This window comes from Chitiniphilus eburneus (assembly GCF_005048205.1).
Taxonomy (GTDB): Bacteria; Pseudomonadota; Gammaproteobacteria; order Burkholderiales; family Chitinibacteraceae; genus Chitiniphilus; species Chitiniphilus eburneus.
Map to the genome: position 1 here is coordinate 353,093 of NZ_SUMF01000002.1, position 15,703 is coordinate 368,795.

Consider the following 15,703-nt stretch of genomic DNA (forward strand, 5'->3'; position numbering starts at 1 on the left):
CGAACCCGCAGGGCTGGGCGGAAAAAACACCATCCACTGCGTTGCGCTCCTTGCCAATAACCGGTTATTGGCTGCGTCGCGCGCCTGATGGCTGGTGCTTTTTCGGCCCAGCGCTGCCGCAAAACATGTGACGACACGCCCTAGCAGCGCGAGGGTAATTGCCATGCCGAATACGTCAACGCCCCGCAGTGCGGGGCGTTGCATGGCGCGCAGTTTCTGCCTGGGTCAGGCGGTGGTTGCCGCCAGACGGGCAAACGCGCGGCGCTCCGCCACGGCATTGGCCAGGTCGGCCAGGACCTTCTCCGTATCGCTCCAGCCGATGCAGGCATCGGTGATCGACTGGCCGTAGCAGGCTGCCTTGTCGCCCACCAGATCCTGGCGCCCTTCGATCAGGTGCGATTCGATCATCACCCCGAACAACGCGTGGTTGCCGGAGGAAACCTGTGCACAGGTGTCGTTGCACACTTCGATCTGACGGCGGTAGTCCTTGCGGCTATTGGCATGGCTGAAGTCGACCATGACCTTTTCCGGCAGGCCCGCTGCGGCCAGATCGGCCTGGGCGGCGCGCACATGGTTGGCGTCGTAGTTCGGTTCCTTGCCGCCCCGCAGGATGATGTGGCAATCCGGGTTGCCGGCGGTGGAGACGATGGCCGAGTGGCCATACTTGGTCACCGACAGGAAATGATGCGGCTGGCCGGCGGCGCGAATCGCATCGATGGCGATCTTGAGATTGCCGTCGGTGCCATTCTTGAAGCCCACCGGGCAGGACAGGCCGGAAGACAGCTCGCGATGGACCTGCGATTCGGTGGTGCGTGCGCCAATGGCGCCCCAGCTCATCAGATCGGCCATGTATTGCGGCGTGATCATGTCCAGGTATTCGCCGGCGGTGGGCAATGCCATATCGTTCAGATCGAGCAGCAACTTGCGCGCAATGCGCAGCCCGTCGTTGATATTGAAGCTGCCGTTCAGGTAGGGATCGTTGATCAGACCCTTCCAGCCCACCGTGGTACGCGGCTTTTCGAAATAAACGCGCATCACCACTTCGAGACGATCCTTGTACTGCTCCCGCAACACCTTCAGCTTGCGGCCGTATTCCAGCGCGGCTTCGGTATCGTGAATGGAACAGGGGCCGACGATGACCAACAGGCGATCATCCGTGCCTTGCAGGATATTGTGGATGGCTTGTCGCGATTCGAACGTGGTGGCCGAAGCGGTATCGGTAACCGGATACTTTTCCAGCAGGGCGATCGGCGGCAGCAGTTCCTTGATTTCGCGAATGCGAACGTCGTCGGTCTGGTAATGCATGGTGTTCCCTAGCGGTGCAATACGGCGCGGCGATTGAATATCTCAATCGGATTGCGCACTGCATTAATTTTGAGCAAGGGAAGTAGATTAGCGCCTAACGACAGTCGGCGCAAATGCCTTTGACCGTGATTTCCAGGGCCTCCGCCACGAATCCGCCGGGTAGCGGAAGCGGCAGATCGGTGCTGACTTCCTCCAGGCAGAAGAAGCGTCCACAGCGATGGCAATGGAAGTGAGCGTGGCTATGGGGGACAGGGCTGACGGAAAACCGCCATACCCGATCATCGCCAGCCAGCTTGTGGGCAAGCCCCACGTCGGTCAGCCAGTCGAGCACGCGATAGACGGTGACGCGATCCGCGTCGGGATCGAGCGCGGCGAGGACGTCCAGGTGAGAAAGCGGGCGATGCGCGCTCATCAGCGCGGCGAGCACCTTGACGCGCCAGGGCGTGACGCGCGCGCCAGCCCTGGCCACCAGTGTCCGTGCGCCGGCCAGCAAGTCCGGCGAATCGGTGCTCATGAGAACGCGCGATGCCTAGTCGGCGTACTGCTTCTTCAGGCGTTCGCGGCGCTCCTGGGCTTCCAGCGACAGCGATGCCGTCGGCCGGGCCATCAAGCGCGCGAGGCCGATCGGCTCGCCAGTGTCTTCGCAATAGCCGTAGGAGCCATCGTCGATTTTCTTCACCGTGGAGTCGATCTTCATCAGCAGCTTGCGCTCGCGGTCGCGGGTACGCAGCTCCAGCGCGTATTCCTCTTCCAGCGTGGCGCGGTCGGCCGGATCGGGCGTGGCTTCCTGCTCCTGCAAGTGCTGGCTGGTCTGGCTGGCGTTGGCCAGCAGCTCTTCCTTCATGTGGAGCAGGCGCTCCCGGAAGAAAGCCAGGTGATCCGCGTTCATGTAATCCTCTTCCGGACCGTTCCAGCCGAGGATGTCTTGCTCTGTGAGTTTGGCCATCGTCTTACTCGCTTTTTGTGGCGTTCATGCTCGCAAATCCGCAGCTAACCTTACAAAACGATTCGCTGCCAAATGGGCAGGCAGCTTAAGTCAGTTCGCTGCCCACATGCAATAAGCCTGAATACTGGCCGCTGGTCCATCGCACAATTGTTATTGCGCGAGCACCCACCGCACGATGACGCGCAAATCCGCATCGCCGATCTGTTGCGCCGGCATCGCGATCTGCCCCCAGTTCCCGCTGCCGCCCTGTTTCACGCGGACCATCAGCTTTTCCTCGATGCCTTTCTGCCCGCGATACTTCTTGGCGATCTCCTTGTATGCAGGGCCGACGATCTTGTGGTCCACCGCGTGGCACGCCAGGCAGTTGTATTTTGCCGCTACCTTGGCGCCGTCCTCCGCAGCAAAGCTACAGGAAGCGAACAACGCCATTGCCACGATGCCTGCGATACGCATGGGTATGCACCTTCTCTTACAAATGGGGTATAGCGCATATTAAGCAAGCCCTCGGGGTGTGGCAAACCCTTCGGCTGGGGGGTGATTTACCGCGCGTCCCGTTGCCCCGGACGGCTACTCCCTGCCGTCGGGGGTGGCTTTCAGGGGCTATGCTACACTCGCCCGATTCTTCAACAGGGTCGGTCAGGAATTTGGCAATGGATCGCGGGCAACGTTTCATGGCAGTCGCGCTGGCGCTATCCCTGCTCGCCCACGCTGCACCTATCTTCGGCATCAAGTTCGTGCTGCCCGATCCGCGCACGCTGTTTTCCAGCCAGCCGCTGGAGGTGGTGCTGGTCAATCAGCGGACCGACACCGCGCCGGCCAAGGCCGAGGTGGATGCACAGGTCAACCTCGATGGGGGCGGCAATACCGACGCGGAGAATCGCCGGGTCAAGAGTCCCCTGCCCGTGCTGGCGAAAACGCCGTCGGCCGAGCTGGAGCGCACGCAGGCACGGCAGCAGCAACTGGAGCAGCGCACCCGGCAACTGATGACCAAGCTGGAGCGTGACGGCACCCTGGGCCAGACGGAAAAGCAGGATGCGCCCACCACGGACGCGCAGCCGGGCGTGGACCCTGAGGAAATCCGCCAGCAGGCGCGCGAGCTGTCCGGCCTGGCCGCGCAGGTGAGCAAGCGCCTGGAGGCTTACCAGACCCGCCCCCGCAAAACCTTCATCGGCGCCCGTGCCCGGGAATATCGCTTTGCGCGGTATGTGGAGGATTGGCGGATGAAGGTGGAGCGCCTGGGCAATCTGGCGTATCCCACGGACAAGAATGGCCAGAAGCTGTACGGCCGGTTGCGGCTGGACGTGGAGATCGATGCCAACGGCAACGTGACTTCGGCGGAAATCGGTAAATCGTCCGGCAACGCGGAGCTGGATGCCGCCGCGCTGCGGATCGTGAAGCAAGCCGCGCCCTACGGGGCCTTCCCGCCGGAAATCCGCAAGGACACCGATGTGATCGGCATCAGTCGCCACTGGACGTTCGGCAAGGGCGACAGCGTGCTCGGCGACGAGTGATGCGCGTTCTCGGCATCGACCCCGGCTCCCGCATCGCCGGCTTCGGTGTGATCGATGTTGCGGGTCAGCAGCGCAGTTACGTGGCTTCCGGTTGCATCAAGACGCCGGTCGGCGGCACCTTGCCGGAGCGGGTCAAGGCCTTGCTCGACGGCATTGCCCAGATCGTCGAAACTTACCAGCCCGACATCGCGGCGGTGGAAATCGTCTTCGTCAACGTCAACCCGCAGTCCACGCTGTTGCTCGGCCAGGCGCGCGGCGCGGTGATTGCGGCACTGGTGCTGGCAGGGTTGCCCATCGCGGAGTACACCGCCTTGCAGGTCAAGCAGGCCGTGGTCGGCAATGGCCACGCGGATAAGGATCAGGTCGGCCACATGGTGCAGCGGCTGCTGCGCCTGAGCGGCATTCCGCAAGCCGACGCGGCCGACGCGCTCGCCGTGGCGCTGGCCCACTCGCAGCACGCCAGCGGCGTGGCGGGGCAACTGCAAAAGCAGGGCCGTTCGATTCGTCGCGGTCGCCTGATCTGAGGCCATTCTCAGGAACTACCCGTGCAGCCAGCGGTCCCTAACGTTTCCTTATTTCCCAAAGAGAAACCTTCATGGACTGCCCGGTCTGCAAGACCACGCAACTGGTGATGAGTGAGCGTCAGGGCGTGGAGATCGATTACTGCCCGCAATGCCGTGGTGTCTGGCTGGATCGTGGCGAACTGGACAAGATCATCGAACGTAGCGCCCGGGATCAGGCTCCCGCCCCGGCGCCCGCGCCGACGGCGCAGCCCTACCCGCCAGCCCAGCCGCACTACCAGGACCACGACGCCTACAAGCGGCAAAAGCACTATCGCAAAAAGAGCTTTCTGGAAGAGCTGTTCGACTGACGCCCCGGTTTGCTTCGTTCATACTGGCGAACCCGCGAGACGCGCTCCGTATTCACGGGGCGCGTTGTCGTTTGACCGCCACAACGAAGGAATCCTCATGATCGGCCGCCTTTCCGGAACGCTGCTCGAAAAGCAGCCACCTCATGTCGTCGTGGACGCCCATGGCGTCGGCTACGAACTGGATGTGCCGATGAGCACGCTGTATGTATTGCCGGCGGTGGGTGCGAAGGTGGAGCTGTTCACTCACCTGGTGGTGCGCGAGGATGCGCAATTGCTCTATGGTTTTGCCAGCCGTGTCGAGCGCGATCTGTTTCGCGAGCTGATCAAGATTTCCGGCATCGGCGCCAAGATCGCGCTGGCCATCCTGTCCGGGCTTTCCGGGGATGAGCTGGCGCTGGCGATTGCCAGCGAGGATGTGGCGCGCCTGTCCAAAGTGCCCGGCATCGGCAAGAAGACAGCCGAGCGTCTGGTGCTGGAGCTCAAGGGCAAGCTGGGCGGCCTGCCCGTCACCGGCGGCGTGCCGTCGATGACCGCCGCGGCGCCGGCCGGTGTGAACAACGATATCCTGCATGCCTTGCTGGCGCTGGGTTACAACGAGCGCGAAGCCGGCGCCGCGATCAAGGATCTCCCCGCCGGTACGGAAGTCTCCGACGGCATCCGGCAGGCATTGAAGCGACTGGCGCGCGTCTGAAGCAGCCCGCCAGCTAACCAAAAAAAGTGAACCAACCCGCAAGGAGCGCCCATGGCAAACGTAGCCGTGTTGATCGATGCCGATAATGTTTCGCCTACCTGGATCGAACAGGTTCTCGATGAGGCAGGCAAGCTGGGAACGCTGGCGCTCAAGCGCGTCTATGGCGACTTCAGCCGGCACGAACGTTCGTGGCGCGACTTGTGTGCTCGTTTTGCCATTCACCCGGTGCAGCAGTTTCCCAATACCAAGGGCAAGAACGCCTCCGATATTGCCATGGTGATCGATGCCATGGATCTGTTGCACTCCGAGCGCTACGAGAGCTTTTGCCTGGTATCGAGCGACAGCGATTTCAGCCGTCTGGCCACGCGACTGCGCGAGGATGGCGTGGTGGTGTGGGGCTTTGGCGAACAGAAAACGCCGGAAGCCTTCGTCAAGGCATGCAGCAAGTTCGTCTACGTGGAAATCCTGCAACCCGCCGACCTGGACGATCTGAACCCGTTGCTGAGCGACCAGCCCGCTGTGGCCGAGCCGGCGCAGTTGCTGGCGATCGACAAGCGCTTAAAGCGTTTGCTGTCCGATGCGCTGGTCAAGCTGTCCGATGACGAAGGCTGGGCCAACCTCAGCGGTATCGGCAGCCTGCTCGGTCAGCAGCACCCCGATTTCGACTCGCGCAACTATGGCTACGCCAAGCTCTCCAGCCTGATCAAGGCCACCGGCTGGTTCGAAGTGCAGCCGCCCGGACCGGCCAATCGTTCCACGCTGGTGCGGCTGGTGCCCAAGCAGAAGGCGCCCAAGGCCCGAACCACCAAGGTTGCCAAGGCCTGAACATGCGTCGCTGGTATGTGGGGTGGACCGGCTGGCTGGCCATGGCTGGCGCCGTGGGCTTCGTCACATTGTGGCTGCTGCTGGGCAGTGCTCCCCTCGTGAATCTGGATGCCGGGGTTTCCGTCGCGCTGTACAACCTGGGCCCCCATTGGGTGACGGTCGCGCAGTGGGCCGCGCGGGCGGGCAGCTTTGCCGGTTCGATGACGATCGCCTGCCTGCTCGGCCTGGCGTTGTACCGGGTTGGACGCAGCGCCTGGCCGGGGTTGCCGTTGTTCCTGCTGTCGGTTTGGGGAGGCAACAGCCTGCTCAAACTGCTGGTCAACCGCCCTCGCCCGGAACTGGACTACCTGATGACGGTACATGGCTCGTCGTTTCCCAGTGGCCATGCCATGGCGGCATGGGGGCTGGGCTGCGCGGCGGCGTGGCTGCTGCGCCGGCGCTGGCCGCGGGCGTGGCCCTGCTGGGTTGCGCTGGGGACGCTCTGGATCCTGGGTGGTGGATTGGCGCGGGTGGTGCTGGGGGTGCACCATTTCTCCGATATCATGGCCGGGTATGCGGCAGCAGCGGTGCTGGTCGCCTTGTATTTCCACCTTGCGCCCAGGTTTTCCCGATGATCGAAACCGATTCCCTCTCTGCCGCGCCACCCGAGCGCATGGTCACCGCCAAGACCCTTTCCCAGCAGGAAGAACAGTTGGAGCGTGCATTGCGGCCCAAGCTGCTCGACGAATACGTCGGGCAGAAAAAGGCGCGCGGGCAACTGGAAATCTTCATCGAGGCGGCCAAGAAACGCGGCGAAGCACTCGATCACGTATTGCTGTTCGGGCCGCCCGGCCTGGGCAAGACCACGCTGGCGCACATCATTTCGCGCGAGCTGGGGGTGAATCTGCGCCAGACCAGCGGGCCGGTGCTGGAGCGTGCCGGCGACCTTGCCGCACTGCTGACCAATCTCGAACCGCACGACGTGCTGTTCATCGACGAAATCCACCGTCTTTCGCCCGTGGTGGAGGAAATCCTCTACCCCGCGCTGGAGGACTTCCAGCTGGACATCATGATCGGCGAAGGCCCGGCGGCACGTTCGGTGAAGCTGGACCTGCCGCCGTTCACGCTGGTCGGCGCCACCACGCGGGCTGGCATGTTGACCAACCCGTTGCGCGATCGTTTTGGTATCGTCGCGCGGCTCGAGTTCTACACGGCGGAAGAACTGACCCGCATCGTCGAGCGTTCGTCCTCCTTGCTGAATGTGGAGATGGATGGCGAGGGGGCGTTCGAGGTGGCGCGTCGTTCGCGCGGCACGCCGCGGATTGCCAACCGCCTGCTGCGCCGGGTGCGCGACTACGCCGACGTTCGCGCGGACGGCCTCGTCACCCGCGAGGTGGCCGATGCCGCGCTGCGCATGCTCGATGTCGATCATGCGGGGCTGGATGTGATGGACCGCAAGTTGCTGTCGGCGGTGATCGAGAAATTCGGCGGCGGCCCGGTCGGACTGGACAACGTGGCGGCTGCGATCGGTGAGGCATCGGACACCATCGAGGACGTGCTGGAGCCTTACCTGATCCAGCAAGGCTTGTTGCAACGCACGCCACGCGGACGGGTTGCCACCCTGCTGGCCTACCAGCATTTCGGGCTCAACCCCCCGGGCGATCAGCCAGGATAGGAACAAAAGCCAGCTTCACAGGTCGGGAAGATTTGGTTCACGTAAGCACGGGTTTTGTCGGACAATCCGGCAACGCCTGAAAACAAGCGAAGGGAGAATAAGGTGGACGTCGCAGTCGGCGCGCAAGACATGTCTATCCTCACGCTGGTCACGCAGGCCAGCTTCGTCGTGCAACTGGTGATGGCACTGCTGGTGCTGCTGTCGCTGCTGTCCTGGTGGCACATTTTCAGCAAGTTCTTCACGCTGCGTACCGCCCTGCGCCGTACCGACGATTTCGAAGATCGTTTCTGGAGCGGCACCGATCTGGCCGGGCTCTACGAGCATACCCGGCGCGGCAATGCCATCGGCCTGGAAAAGATCTTCGTGGCGGGCTTCACCGAGTTCCAGAAGCTGCGCCAGCGCGGTGGCATGGAGCTGTCCGACATCATGGACGGCACCCGGCGCGCGATGCGTGCTGCCACGCAGCGCGAACTCGACTACCTGGACAAGCACACGTCCTTTCTGGCCTCGGTCGGCTCGGTATCGCCCTATATCGGCCTGTTCGGCACGGTGTGGGGCATCATGCATGCGTTCCGCGGCCTGGCGAATGTTGGGCAGGCCACGCTGGCCACCGTCGCGCCCGGTATTGCCGAGGCGCTGGTGGCCACCGCCATCGGCCTGTTCGCGGCGATTCCGGCCACTGTCGCGTACAACCGCTTCGCGCACGATGTGGATGGCCTGGCCAACCGCTTCGACGCCTTCTCCGAGGAATTCCTCAACATCCTGCAGCGTCAGGCTGCGAAGTAAAGGAACGAGGGCAACGAGATGGCCGGACATCGCAGACCCCGCCGTGCAATGAACCAGATCAACGTCGTGCCATATATCGACGTGATGCTGGTGCTGCTGGTGATCTTCATGGTGACCGCACCGATGATGCAGCAGGGCACCATTGCGTTGCCGACGGTGGGCGCCACCACCGACCGCGAAGTGCGCGCACAACCGCTGCGCGTGGAAATCGACGCCAACGGCGCAATGAAGCTGATCGACAGCGGCAACATCAGCGAATCCGCCGCCGATGCCCCTGCGCTGGCGGAGCTGGTCAAGGCGCGGCTGGCCAGTGATCCCGAGCGCCCGGTGGTCATCGCCGCCGACAAGGGCGTGAAATACGAACTGGTGATGAACGCGATGGATGCGCTCAAGCGCGCGCAGATCGCCCGCGTCGGGCTGCTGGTGGAGCAGCGTTCCGGCACATGAGTCCGCGTCAGGCAATCAACGAGCGCGAGGCGCACCGTGGCTTGAGCTTCCTGCTGGCCTTGGTGGTACACGTCCTGTTCGTCGTTTTCCTGCTGATCTCGGTGCAGTGGCAGACCAAAAAGCCGCAGCCGGTGGAAGTGGAGCTGTGGGGTCCGCCACCGGCTGAGAGCGATCATATGCCGCCGGCACCGGTGGAAAAGCCCAAGCCCATTCCACCCGCCCCGCCCGCGCCGGTCGAAAAGGACCCGGACATCGCCACGGAAAAGGTCAAGCCCAAGCCGACGCCGCGTCCTACCCCCACACCACGCCCGACGCCCACCCCGACCCCGGTGGTAACACCGACGCCTGCGCCGAAGCCAACGCCGGCCAAGGTGGTGCCGACCCCTACCAGCAAGCCCACGCCGAAGCCGCGTCCGCGTAGCGAAATGGACGACGCATTGTCGATGGATGCCCTGCTCAAGCCGGGCGCGAAACCGCAGCCTGGTGCCAAGCCGGGTGGCAAGGGCACCGACCCGAACGCGCCCACCGGCAGTACTGGGCAAGGCAGCGGCACCGGTGTCGGCGACGATTACCGCGCGCGGGTGACGGCACTGATCAAATCGCGCCTGACCTACGACGATACCGGCGCGGGCAACCCCAGCGCCGTCTACCGGATCAGCCTGCTACCCAGCGGCGAGATCCAGAACATCGAGCTGGTACGTTCCAGCGGCGACGCTGCGTATAACCAGGCCATCGAGCGGGCCATCACCGGACTGCGGCAGTTCCCGCCCCTGCCTTCGGGCAAGCCGTTCAGCGGGGGCGAGCGCCAATGGAACATCACTTTCCGCCTGCGTGACTGACGCGGACGGAGCCGATCGACAACAGGGCCATCGCATGGCCCGAAGGAGCGACGCAATGCTGGAGCGCATCTTCAAATTCCTGGTCGCGGGCCTGTTGGCCGCGAGTACGGCGGCGCATGCCGACATGAGCATCGAAGTGGTCGGCGTCGGCGCCAACCAGTATCCCATCGCGATTGCCCCGTTCCAGAGCGAACAGGCGCAGCAACAGCCGCTGACGCCGGTGATCGCGGACGATCTCAGTCGCAGCGGGTTGTTCAAGGTGATCGGCGCCGGCGATCTGTCGCCCGTTCCCTATGCTCCCGAGCAGATCAACGCGGCGGCCTTGAGCGGCCGTGGCGCGCAGACGGCGCTGGTCGGCCGGGTGGAGCCCGCTGGCGATGGCAATCTCTCGATCAAGTTCTGGCTGATCGACCTGGGCACCAAGCAGACGCTGATCGCGCATGAGAAGGTGGCGCGACCGACGCAACTGCGCCGCGTGGCGCATCAGATTGCCGATATGATCTACCAGAAGATCACCGGCGAGCCCGGGGCCTTCAACAGCCGTATTGCCTATGTGCTCAAGCAGGGCAAGCGTTACCAGTTGCAGGTGGCCGATGCGGACGGTTATGGCGCACAGACCATCGTTGCGTCCAACGAGCCGATCATGTCGCCCAAGTGGTCCCCCGATGGCGGTCGTCTGGCGTATGTCTCGTTCGAGGACAAGAAGCCCATTGTCTATGCCCAGGAGCTGGCCACCGGCCGGCGCTGGCAGGTGGCGGCGTTCAAGGGCAGCAACTCCGCGCCCGCATGGGCCCCCGATGGCAAGACGCTGGCGGTAACGCTGACGCGCGACGGCGGCAGCCAGATCTTCACCGTGCCGGTGCAGGGCGGGACGCCGCGCCGGCTGACCAATACCGGTGAAATCAATACCGAGGCCTATTTCACGCCGGACGGCAGCATTGTCTTTACCTCCGACCGGGGCGGCAGTCCGCAGATCTATCGGATGTCGGCTTCTGGCGGGCAGGCCGAGCGTCTGACCTTTACCGGTGGCTACAATGCGTCGCCCAAGGTCAGCCCCGACGGCAAGACCCTGACTTTCGTCACCCAGACCAATGGTTTCCATGTGGCGGTCATGGACATGGCCAGTCGCCAGGTGCAGGTGCTGACCGATACCAGCGCCGATGATTCGCCTTCCTTCGCGCCCAACGCGCGGATGATCCTGTACGAAACGGAAGTGGGCGGCCGAGGCGTCTTGCATGCCGTATCGCGCGATGGCCGCGTCAAGCAGCGCCTGCGCGTGCAGGCCGGCGACGTACGCCAGCCGGCCTGGGGGCCGGTGTTGCGCTAAGGGCGTGAAAAATAACTGCTTCACGAAAGGTGGGGCCTGTTTAGCATGTGCTGCCGGGCACGGGTGGTGATTCGTGCCCCATCCCACATATGGCTTGTAATACATCGTGCAAATCTTGTAAGGTTTGCGGTTTATGCTGCTGCTATTGGCTGGACGACGACGCATATGCGGCCGACCCGCCAGATCCGGTTTTGACCAAGGAGATTCATGTCATGAAAAAGATCGCGCTCAGCCTCGCCCTCACGGCGTTGCTTGCCGCCTGCGCCAGCCAGCCGAAGACCGATGGCTCGTCCACCCAGACACCGGCTCCGGTGACCGATGGTGCTTCGACTTCCGGAACGAGCACCAGTGGCTCGCAAGGCAATGACCTGGCACAGAAGGGCTATAACCCGCTGACCGACCCGAACAATGTGCTGTCGACCCGCCGCGTGTACTTCGATTTCGACTCCTTCGTGGTAAAGAGCGAATACACGCCGGTGGTGGAGGCCCACTCCAAATACCTGCTGGATAACCATAGCGCCAAGATCATCATCCAGGGCCATACCGACGCACGCGGTACCGCTGAATACAACTTGGCGCTGGGCCAGAAGCGTGCCGACGCGGTCAAGAAGAACATGAACGCCTATGGCGTGCAGGATGCGCAGATCGAGACGGTCAGCTTCGGCAAGGAAAAGCCCCTGGAACTGGGCGATACCGAGGAAGCCTGGGCACGCAACCGTCGCGCCGAAATTGTTTACCAGGGCGAGCAGCAATAATTTGCGCCATGTCCGTTGCATGGCTCCGCTTGCTTGTCGCGCGGGGTGAATGCGCCTAGTCTTGCGGCGACGGGATTCCTGTCGCCGTTTTCCATTTTCAGCCTGTAGCCCGCCATGAAACTGCCCAAGATGACGTCCATGAAACGACTCGCCGTCCTCACCGCGCTGGCCCTCAGCCTGCCCGCGCATTCCGCCATCTTCGCCGACAGCGAGGCGCGCGAAGGTGTCCAGCAATTGCAGACGTTGACCAAGCAACAACAGGATCGCATCACGCAACTGGAAACAGCGTCGCGCCGCATGGTCGATCTGACCAACCAGATCGAAGCATTGAAGCAGGAGATCGCCACACTGCGTGGTCAGGTCGAGGTGTTGCAGTACAACGCCGATGCGGCCGAAAAGCGGCAAAAGGACCTGTATGTCGATCTGGACGGTCGTGTCCGGACCATCGAGGAGGCCAAGGTCGCCCAGGCCAAGGCGCAGCAGATGGCGGTGGAGCAATCGCTGGATGGCGCGGTGGCACTGGCCAAGAATGGCAAGCACAAAGAGGCGGCGGCCGGGCTGCGCAAGTTCATTGGCGATCACCCGGCCAGCCCGTTGTTGCCCGAGGCCCAGTACTGGCTCGGCACCAGCCTGACATCGCTTAAGGATTTCAAGGGCGCGGAAGCCGCCTACAACGAGGTGGTGGTCAAGGCGCCGGACGATCCGCTGGCCCCCGACGCACTGTTCGGTCTGGCCGTCGTGGCCAACGCCAAGGGCGACAAGAAGGGCGCGCGGGCGATCCTGTTGAACCTGATCGAGAAATACCCCAACTCGGAAAAGGCGGAAGCGGCCAAGAAGGCGCTGCTCGCTACCAACTGACACGATTCCCGGTCGCCAGCCAGCAGGTTGGCGGCTTACAATGGCGTCGTTGTGCACGGCCGTACCGCGGGCGATCTCCCGCATGGACGGCCGTTGTGCTTTGATCGATTGCATCCGTCGGGCTGTTTACCCGACAAGGAGAACCGCATGCGCAGCGCATCCTTGCGCATTTCCGAGATATTCCATTCGCTCCAGGGCGAAACCAGCCGGATTGGCCTGCCGACGGTATTCGTGCGGCTGACGGGCTGTCCACTGCGCTGTACCTGGTGCGACTCGGCCTATGCCTTCCATGGTGGCGAAACCATGACCATCGCCGACATTCTGGAAAAAGTGGCCGGCTATGACGCGCGGCACGTCTGCGTGACCGGTGGCGAGCCGCTGGCGCAGAAGCCGGTGCATCAACTGTTGCGCGATCTGTGCGATGCCGGGTACAGCGTCAGCCTGGAAACCAGCGGTGCATTACCGGTGAATGAGGTCGATGCGCGCGTTTCGCGCATTGTCGACCTGAAGGCGCCCGGCTCCGGCGAGACGGAAAAGAACTTGTGGAGCAACCTCGACATGCTCGGGGCGAACGATGAAATCAAGTTCGTCCTGGCGGGCCGCGAGGATTACGAATGGGCCCGCACGGTCATTCGCGACCGAAATCTGGAGCAGGTTGCACCGATCCTGTTTTCGCCGGTCTGGGATAGCCTGCCGCCAGCCAGGCTGGCCGACTGGGTGCTGGAAGACAAGCTGCCGGTACGCATGCAGGTGCAATTGCACAAGATCCTGTGGGGCGAAAAGCCGGGGGTCTGAGCTGGGTCGCGGGCTGTTCGCCCGGTAGCGACTACACTGGAATAGTTTTGCCCCATTCAATTCCCATGCTCAAACATCTGCTTGCCCGTCTCAAGGAACTCCCCGACAGAACCCGTGCCACATTGACGCTGTGGTTGGGCGCGGCTGTGGTCGGCCTGGTTGCCGTGATGCTCGCCAAGGCCGCCGAATGGGCGTTTGCCGGCTTTGATGCGCTGACTCAGCGCTGGTGGTGGTGGCCGCTGTTGTCATTGCCTCTGGGAGGGATGGCGATACGCTGGCTGATGACGCGGATCGGTCGCGGTGCGGAAGGCAGTGGTATCCCGCAGGCAATGGCGGCGTTGCAGGTGGCCGATCAGCCAGCCATGGCGGAACGCTTGCTGGGTTTGCGCATTGCATTGGCCAAGTTCGTCGGGATCGTTGCTGGCCTGGGGTCGGGGTTCGTGCTGGGGCGCGAGGGGCCGACGGTGCAGATCGGCGCCAGCATCATGTATGCCTGCCATCGCTTCGTGCCGCTGGCGGATGCCACATTCCGCCGGCAGTTGATCCTCGCGGGTGGCGCCGCTGGCATTGCGGCCGCCTTCAACACGCCGCTGGCCGGCATCGTGTTCGCATTCGAGGAATTGGCGCGCTCGGTGGAGGAAAGAACCAGCGGCAAGCTGATCGGCGCGGTGATCCTTGCGGGCGTGGTGTCGCTGGCTTTCCTGGGCAACTACACGTACTTCGGGCGTATCCGGGTGCCGGACTTCGATTACGGCATCCTGCTGCCGATGGTGCTGGTTTCGGTGGTCGCGGGGCTTCTCGGCGGCGCCTTTTCGTGGTTGTGCGTCAATCCACACCGTTGGCTGCCCAGGACACTGGCGCACTGGCGGCTGGTGCATCCGTACCATTTCATTGCCGGGTGTGGTCTGCTGATCGCGCTGTGTGGCCTGATCGCACCCATTTTCGGTAGCGGCGCGGAAGCGACCAGCGTGGCAGTCGCCAGTGGGCACGGGCTGCCCTGGTACTACCTGCCGCTCAAGTTCATCGGCCTGCTGGCGACATTCCTGACCGGCCTGCCTGGTGGGATCTTCGCGCCGTCGCTCTCGCTGGGGGCGGGCATCGGTAGTTGGTTCCTGCCGCTGTTCGACAGCAGCATCCACGTCAAGCTGATGGCCATCGGCATGGCGGCTATGCTTGCCGCGGTGACGCGCGCCCCGCTCACTTCCGCAGTCATCCTGATGGAAATGACCGATGGTCACGCCATGGTGATTTCCACGCTGGCCGCGACGATGATCGCCGCTGCCGTTGCCCGCCTGTTCCGCACCAATCTGTATCACGATCTGGCCGAGCGTTCGCTGAAGGGCTTGTTGCCGGCGACGCCTGCCATGGAAAAGAAAGAGGAAACACCATGAACACGACGCGCAGACCCGCGGTGGTGCTGTTGTCCGGCGGGCTGGATTCCGCTACCTGCCTTGCCATTGCCCGCGACATGGATCTGGCGCCCTATGCATTGTCGTTCGACTATGGACAACGCCATAACGCCGAGCTGAAGGCGGCTGCGCGGGTGGCACAGGCGCTGGGGGCCGTCGAGCATCGCGTGGCGCGGATCGATCTGGCCGCTTTTGGCGGGTCGGCACTGACCGATGCGAGCATCGATGTGCCGACCTCGGGCGTGGAGGATGGGACGATCCCGGTGACCTACGTGCCGGCGCGCAATACCATCCTGCTGTCGTATGCCCTGGCGTGGGCGGAGGTACTCAAGGCCGACGACATCTTCATCGGTGTCAACGCGGTCGATTATTCCGGCTATCCCGATTGCCGTCCGGAGTACATCGCCGCTTTCCAGGCAATGGCGCGATTGGCGACCAAGGTTGGCGTGGAAGGCTCGCCACTGACGATCCACACGCCGCTGATCCAATGGAGCAAGGCCCGGATCGTTCAGACGGGCATCCGGCTGGGGGTGGATTACGGCCTGACGGTGAGCTGCTACCAGGCCGACGATGACGGCCGTGCCTGCGGCGCATGCGATGCATGCCGCCTGCGCAAGGCGGGCTTCGAAGCGGCCGGAGTCGTGGACCCGACGCGTTATCGCTGAACAGCAAAAAGGCCTGCCG

General features: G+C 63.5%; 20 protein-coding genes. 16 read left to right on the top strand and 4 right to left on the bottom strand.

Going from position 1 to position 15,703, the window contains the following annotated elements; translation table 11 throughout:
• Window positions 1-225 precede the first annotated feature (225 nt).
• The 4 genes from aroG to FAZ21_RS04310 form a co-directional block, all read right to left on the bottom strand.
• The gene (aroG, locus tag FAZ21_RS04295; protein WP_136772025.1) at window positions 226-1,305 is read right to left on the bottom strand and encodes a 3-deoxy-7-phosphoheptulonate synthase AroG; all 1,080 of its coding nucleotides are present in this window, start codon (window positions 1,303-1,305) and stop codon (window positions 226-228) included.
• A gap of 94 nt (window positions 1,306-1,399) precedes the next feature.
• Window positions 1,400-1,819 carry a Fur family transcriptional regulator gene (locus FAZ21_RS04300; protein WP_136772026.1) on the bottom strand — a complete coding sequence of 140 codons (420 nt, stop codon included), beginning with the start codon at window positions 1,817-1,819 and terminating at the stop codon, window positions 1,400-1,402.
• 15 nt (window positions 1,820-1,834) lie between these two features.
• A complete protein-coding gene (gene dksA, locus FAZ21_RS04305) occupies window positions 1,835-2,251 on the bottom strand; it encodes an RNA polymerase-binding protein DksA (protein WP_136772027.1) in 417 nt (138 codons plus the stop codon).
• Between the two features lie 150 nt (window positions 2,252-2,401).
• Entirely contained in the window at window positions 2,402-2,704 is a 303-nt protein-coding gene (locus tag FAZ21_RS04310) for a c-type cytochrome (RefSeq protein ID WP_136772028.1), read from the bottom strand.
• 197 nt (window positions 2,705-2,901) lie between these two features.
• Here FAZ21_RS04310 and FAZ21_RS04315 point away from each other — a divergent pair, with 197 nt between their 5' ends.
• The 16 genes from FAZ21_RS04315 to queC all read left to right on the top strand — a co-directional run bounded on the left by FAZ21_RS04315 (window position 2,902) and on the right by queC (window position 15,684).
• Window positions 2,902-3,762 carry an energy transducer TonB family protein gene (locus FAZ21_RS04315; RefSeq protein ID WP_169307239.1) on the top strand — a complete coding sequence of 287 codons (861 nt, stop codon included), beginning with the start codon at window positions 2,902-2,904 and terminating at the stop codon, window positions 3,760-3,762.
• Window positions 3,762-4,286 (top strand): crossover junction endodeoxyribonuclease RuvC, encoded by a 525-nt coding sequence (ruvC, locus tag FAZ21_RS04320; protein ID WP_136772030.1) that lies wholly within the window; start codon window positions 3,762-3,764, stop codon window positions 4,284-4,286. Before FAZ21_RS04315 ends, ruvC begins: the two co-directional genes overlap by 1 nt.
• Window positions 4,287-4,357: 71 nt before the next feature.
• Entirely contained in the window at window positions 4,358-4,633 is a 276-nt protein-coding gene (locus FAZ21_RS04325; protein ID WP_136772031.1) for a TFIIB-type zinc ribbon-containing protein, read from the top strand.
• Window positions 4,634-4,730: 97 nt separating this feature from the next.
• Window positions 4,731-5,324 carry a Holliday junction branch migration protein RuvA gene (gene ruvA, locus FAZ21_RS04330; RefSeq protein ID WP_136772032.1) on the top strand — a complete coding sequence of 198 codons (594 nt, stop codon included), beginning with the start codon at window positions 4,731-4,733 and terminating at the stop codon, window positions 5,322-5,324.
• A gap of 51 nt (window positions 5,325-5,375) precedes the next feature.
• Entirely contained in the window at window positions 5,376-6,149 is a 774-nt protein-coding gene (locus FAZ21_RS04335) for an NYN domain-containing protein (RefSeq protein ID WP_136772033.1), read from the top strand.
• 2 nt (window positions 6,150-6,151) lie between these two features.
• A complete protein-coding gene (locus FAZ21_RS04340) occupies window positions 6,152-6,763 on the top strand; it encodes a phosphatase PAP2 family protein (protein ID WP_136772034.1) in 612 nt (203 codons plus the stop codon).
• A complete protein-coding gene (gene ruvB / locus FAZ21_RS04345; RefSeq protein WP_136772035.1) occupies window positions 6,760-7,803 on the top strand; it encodes a Holliday junction branch migration DNA helicase RuvB in 1,044 nt (347 codons plus the stop codon). Before FAZ21_RS04340 ends, ruvB begins: the two co-directional genes overlap by 4 nt.
• A gap of 129 nt (window positions 7,804-7,932) precedes the next feature.
• Window positions 7,933-8,589, top strand: coding sequence for a protein TolQ (gene tolQ / locus FAZ21_RS04350; RefSeq protein WP_136772036.1), 657 nt, complete (start codon window positions 7,933-7,935; stop codon window positions 8,587-8,589).
• Window positions 8,590-8,637: 48 nt separating this feature from the next.
• Window positions 8,638-9,036, top strand: a complete 399-nt coding sequence (gene tolR / locus FAZ21_RS04355; RefSeq protein ID WP_136772037.1) for a protein TolR — start codon at window positions 8,638-8,640, stop codon at window positions 9,034-9,036.
• Window positions 9,033-9,875, top strand: a complete 843-nt coding sequence (locus FAZ21_RS04360) for an energy transducer TonB (protein WP_136772038.1) — start codon at window positions 9,033-9,035, stop codon at window positions 9,873-9,875. Before tolR ends, FAZ21_RS04360 begins: the two co-directional genes overlap by 4 nt.
• Before the next feature lie 55 nt (window positions 9,876-9,930).
• Window positions 9,931-11,202 (top strand): Tol-Pal system beta propeller repeat protein TolB, encoded by a 1,272-nt coding sequence (gene tolB / locus FAZ21_RS04365; RefSeq protein WP_136772039.1) that lies wholly within the window; start codon window positions 9,931-9,933, stop codon window positions 11,200-11,202.
• Between the two features lie 212 nt (window positions 11,203-11,414).
• A complete protein-coding gene (gene pal, locus FAZ21_RS04370) occupies window positions 11,415-11,957 on the top strand; it encodes a peptidoglycan-associated lipoprotein Pal (protein WP_136772040.1) in 543 nt (180 codons plus the stop codon).
• A 138-nt stretch (window positions 11,958-12,095) separates the two neighbouring features.
• A complete protein-coding gene (gene ybgF / locus FAZ21_RS04375; RefSeq protein ID WP_169307241.1) occupies window positions 12,096-12,815 on the top strand; it encodes a tol-pal system protein YbgF in 720 nt (239 codons plus the stop codon).
• Between the two features lie 147 nt (window positions 12,816-12,962).
• Window positions 12,963-13,610, top strand: a complete 648-nt coding sequence (gene queE, locus FAZ21_RS04380) for a 7-carboxy-7-deazaguanine synthase QueE (RefSeq protein ID WP_136772042.1) — start codon at window positions 12,963-12,965, stop codon at window positions 13,608-13,610.
• A 65-nt stretch (window positions 13,611-13,675) separates the two neighbouring features.
• Window positions 13,676-15,001: a chloride channel protein gene (locus FAZ21_RS04385; RefSeq protein WP_136772043.1), complete on the top strand. Its 1,326-nt coding sequence runs from the start codon at window positions 13,676-13,678 to the stop codon at window positions 14,999-15,001.
• Complete coding sequence (queC, locus tag FAZ21_RS04390) at window positions 14,998-15,684, top strand: 7-cyano-7-deazaguanine synthase QueC (protein WP_136772044.1); 687 nt, start codon at window positions 14,998-15,000, stop codon at window positions 15,682-15,684. Before FAZ21_RS04385 ends, queC begins: the two co-directional genes overlap by 4 nt.
• The last annotated feature ends 19 nt before the right edge of the window (window positions 15,685-15,703 follow it).

Bases quoted from the DNA above. Each gene is read 5' to 3' on its own strand.
- FAZ21_RS04335 (WP_136772033.1), top strand. From the start codon at position 5,376: ATGGCAAACGTAGCCGTGTTGATCGATGCCGATAATGTTTCGCCTACC.
- tolB (WP_136772039.1), top strand. From the start codon at position 9,931: ATGCTGGAGCGCATCTTCAAATTCCTGGTCGCGGGCCTGTTGGCCGCG.
- ybgF (WP_169307241.1), top strand. From the start codon at position 12,096: ATGAAACGACTCGCCGTCCTCACCGCGCTGGCCCTCAGCCTGCCCGCG.
- ruvA (WP_136772032.1), top strand. From the start codon at position 4,731: ATGATCGGCCGCCTTTCCGGAACGCTGCTCGAAAAGCAGCCACCTCAT.
- ruvB (WP_136772035.1), top strand. From the start codon at position 6,760: ATGATCGAAACCGATTCCCTCTCTGCCGCGCCACCCGAGCGCATGGTC.
- FAZ21_RS04385 (WP_136772043.1), top strand. From the start codon at position 13,676: ATGCTCAAACATCTGCTTGCCCGTCTCAAGGAACTCCCCGACAGAACC.
- tolQ (WP_136772036.1), top strand. From the start codon at position 7,933: ATGTCTATCCTCACGCTGGTCACGCAGGCCAGCTTCGTCGTGCAACTG.
- FAZ21_RS04310 (WP_136772028.1), bottom strand. From the start codon at position 2,704: ATGCGTATCGCAGGCATCGTGGCAATGGCGTTGTTCGCTTCCTGTAGC.
- tolR (WP_136772037.1), top strand. From the start codon at position 8,638: ATGAACCAGATCAACGTCGTGCCATATATCGACGTGATGCTGGTGCTG.
- aroG (WP_136772025.1), bottom strand. From the start codon at position 1,305: ATGCATTACCAGACCGACGACGTTCGCATTCGCGAAATCAAGGAACTG.
- FAZ21_RS04315 (WP_169307239.1), top strand. From the start codon at position 2,902: ATGGATCGCGGGCAACGTTTCATGGCAGTCGCGCTGGCGCTATCCCTG.
- dksA (WP_136772027.1), bottom strand. From the start codon at position 2,251: ATGGCCAAACTCACAGAGCAAGACATCCTCGGCTGGAACGGTCCGGAA.
- FAZ21_RS04300 (WP_136772026.1), bottom strand. From the start codon at position 1,819: ATGAGCACCGATTCGCCGGACTTGCTGGCCGGCGCACGGACACTGGTG.
- pal (WP_136772040.1), top strand. From the start codon at position 11,415: ATGAAAAAGATCGCGCTCAGCCTCGCCCTCACGGCGTTGCTTGCCGCC.
- FAZ21_RS04360 (WP_136772038.1), top strand. From the start codon at position 9,033: ATGAGTCCGCGTCAGGCAATCAACGAGCGCGAGGCGCACCGTGGCTTG.
- queE (WP_136772042.1), top strand. From the start codon at position 12,963: ATGCGCAGCGCATCCTTGCGCATTTCCGAGATATTCCATTCGCTCCAG.
- FAZ21_RS04340 (WP_136772034.1), top strand. From the start codon at position 6,152: ATGCGTCGCTGGTATGTGGGGTGGACCGGCTGGCTGGCCATGGCTGGC.
- FAZ21_RS04325 (WP_136772031.1), top strand. From the start codon at position 4,358: ATGGACTGCCCGGTCTGCAAGACCACGCAACTGGTGATGAGTGAGCGT.
- ruvC (WP_136772030.1), top strand. From the start codon at position 3,762: ATGCGCGTTCTCGGCATCGACCCCGGCTCCCGCATCGCCGGCTTCGGT.
- queC (WP_136772044.1), top strand. From the start codon at position 14,998: ATGAACACGACGCGCAGACCCGCGGTGGTGCTGTTGTCCGGCGGGCTG.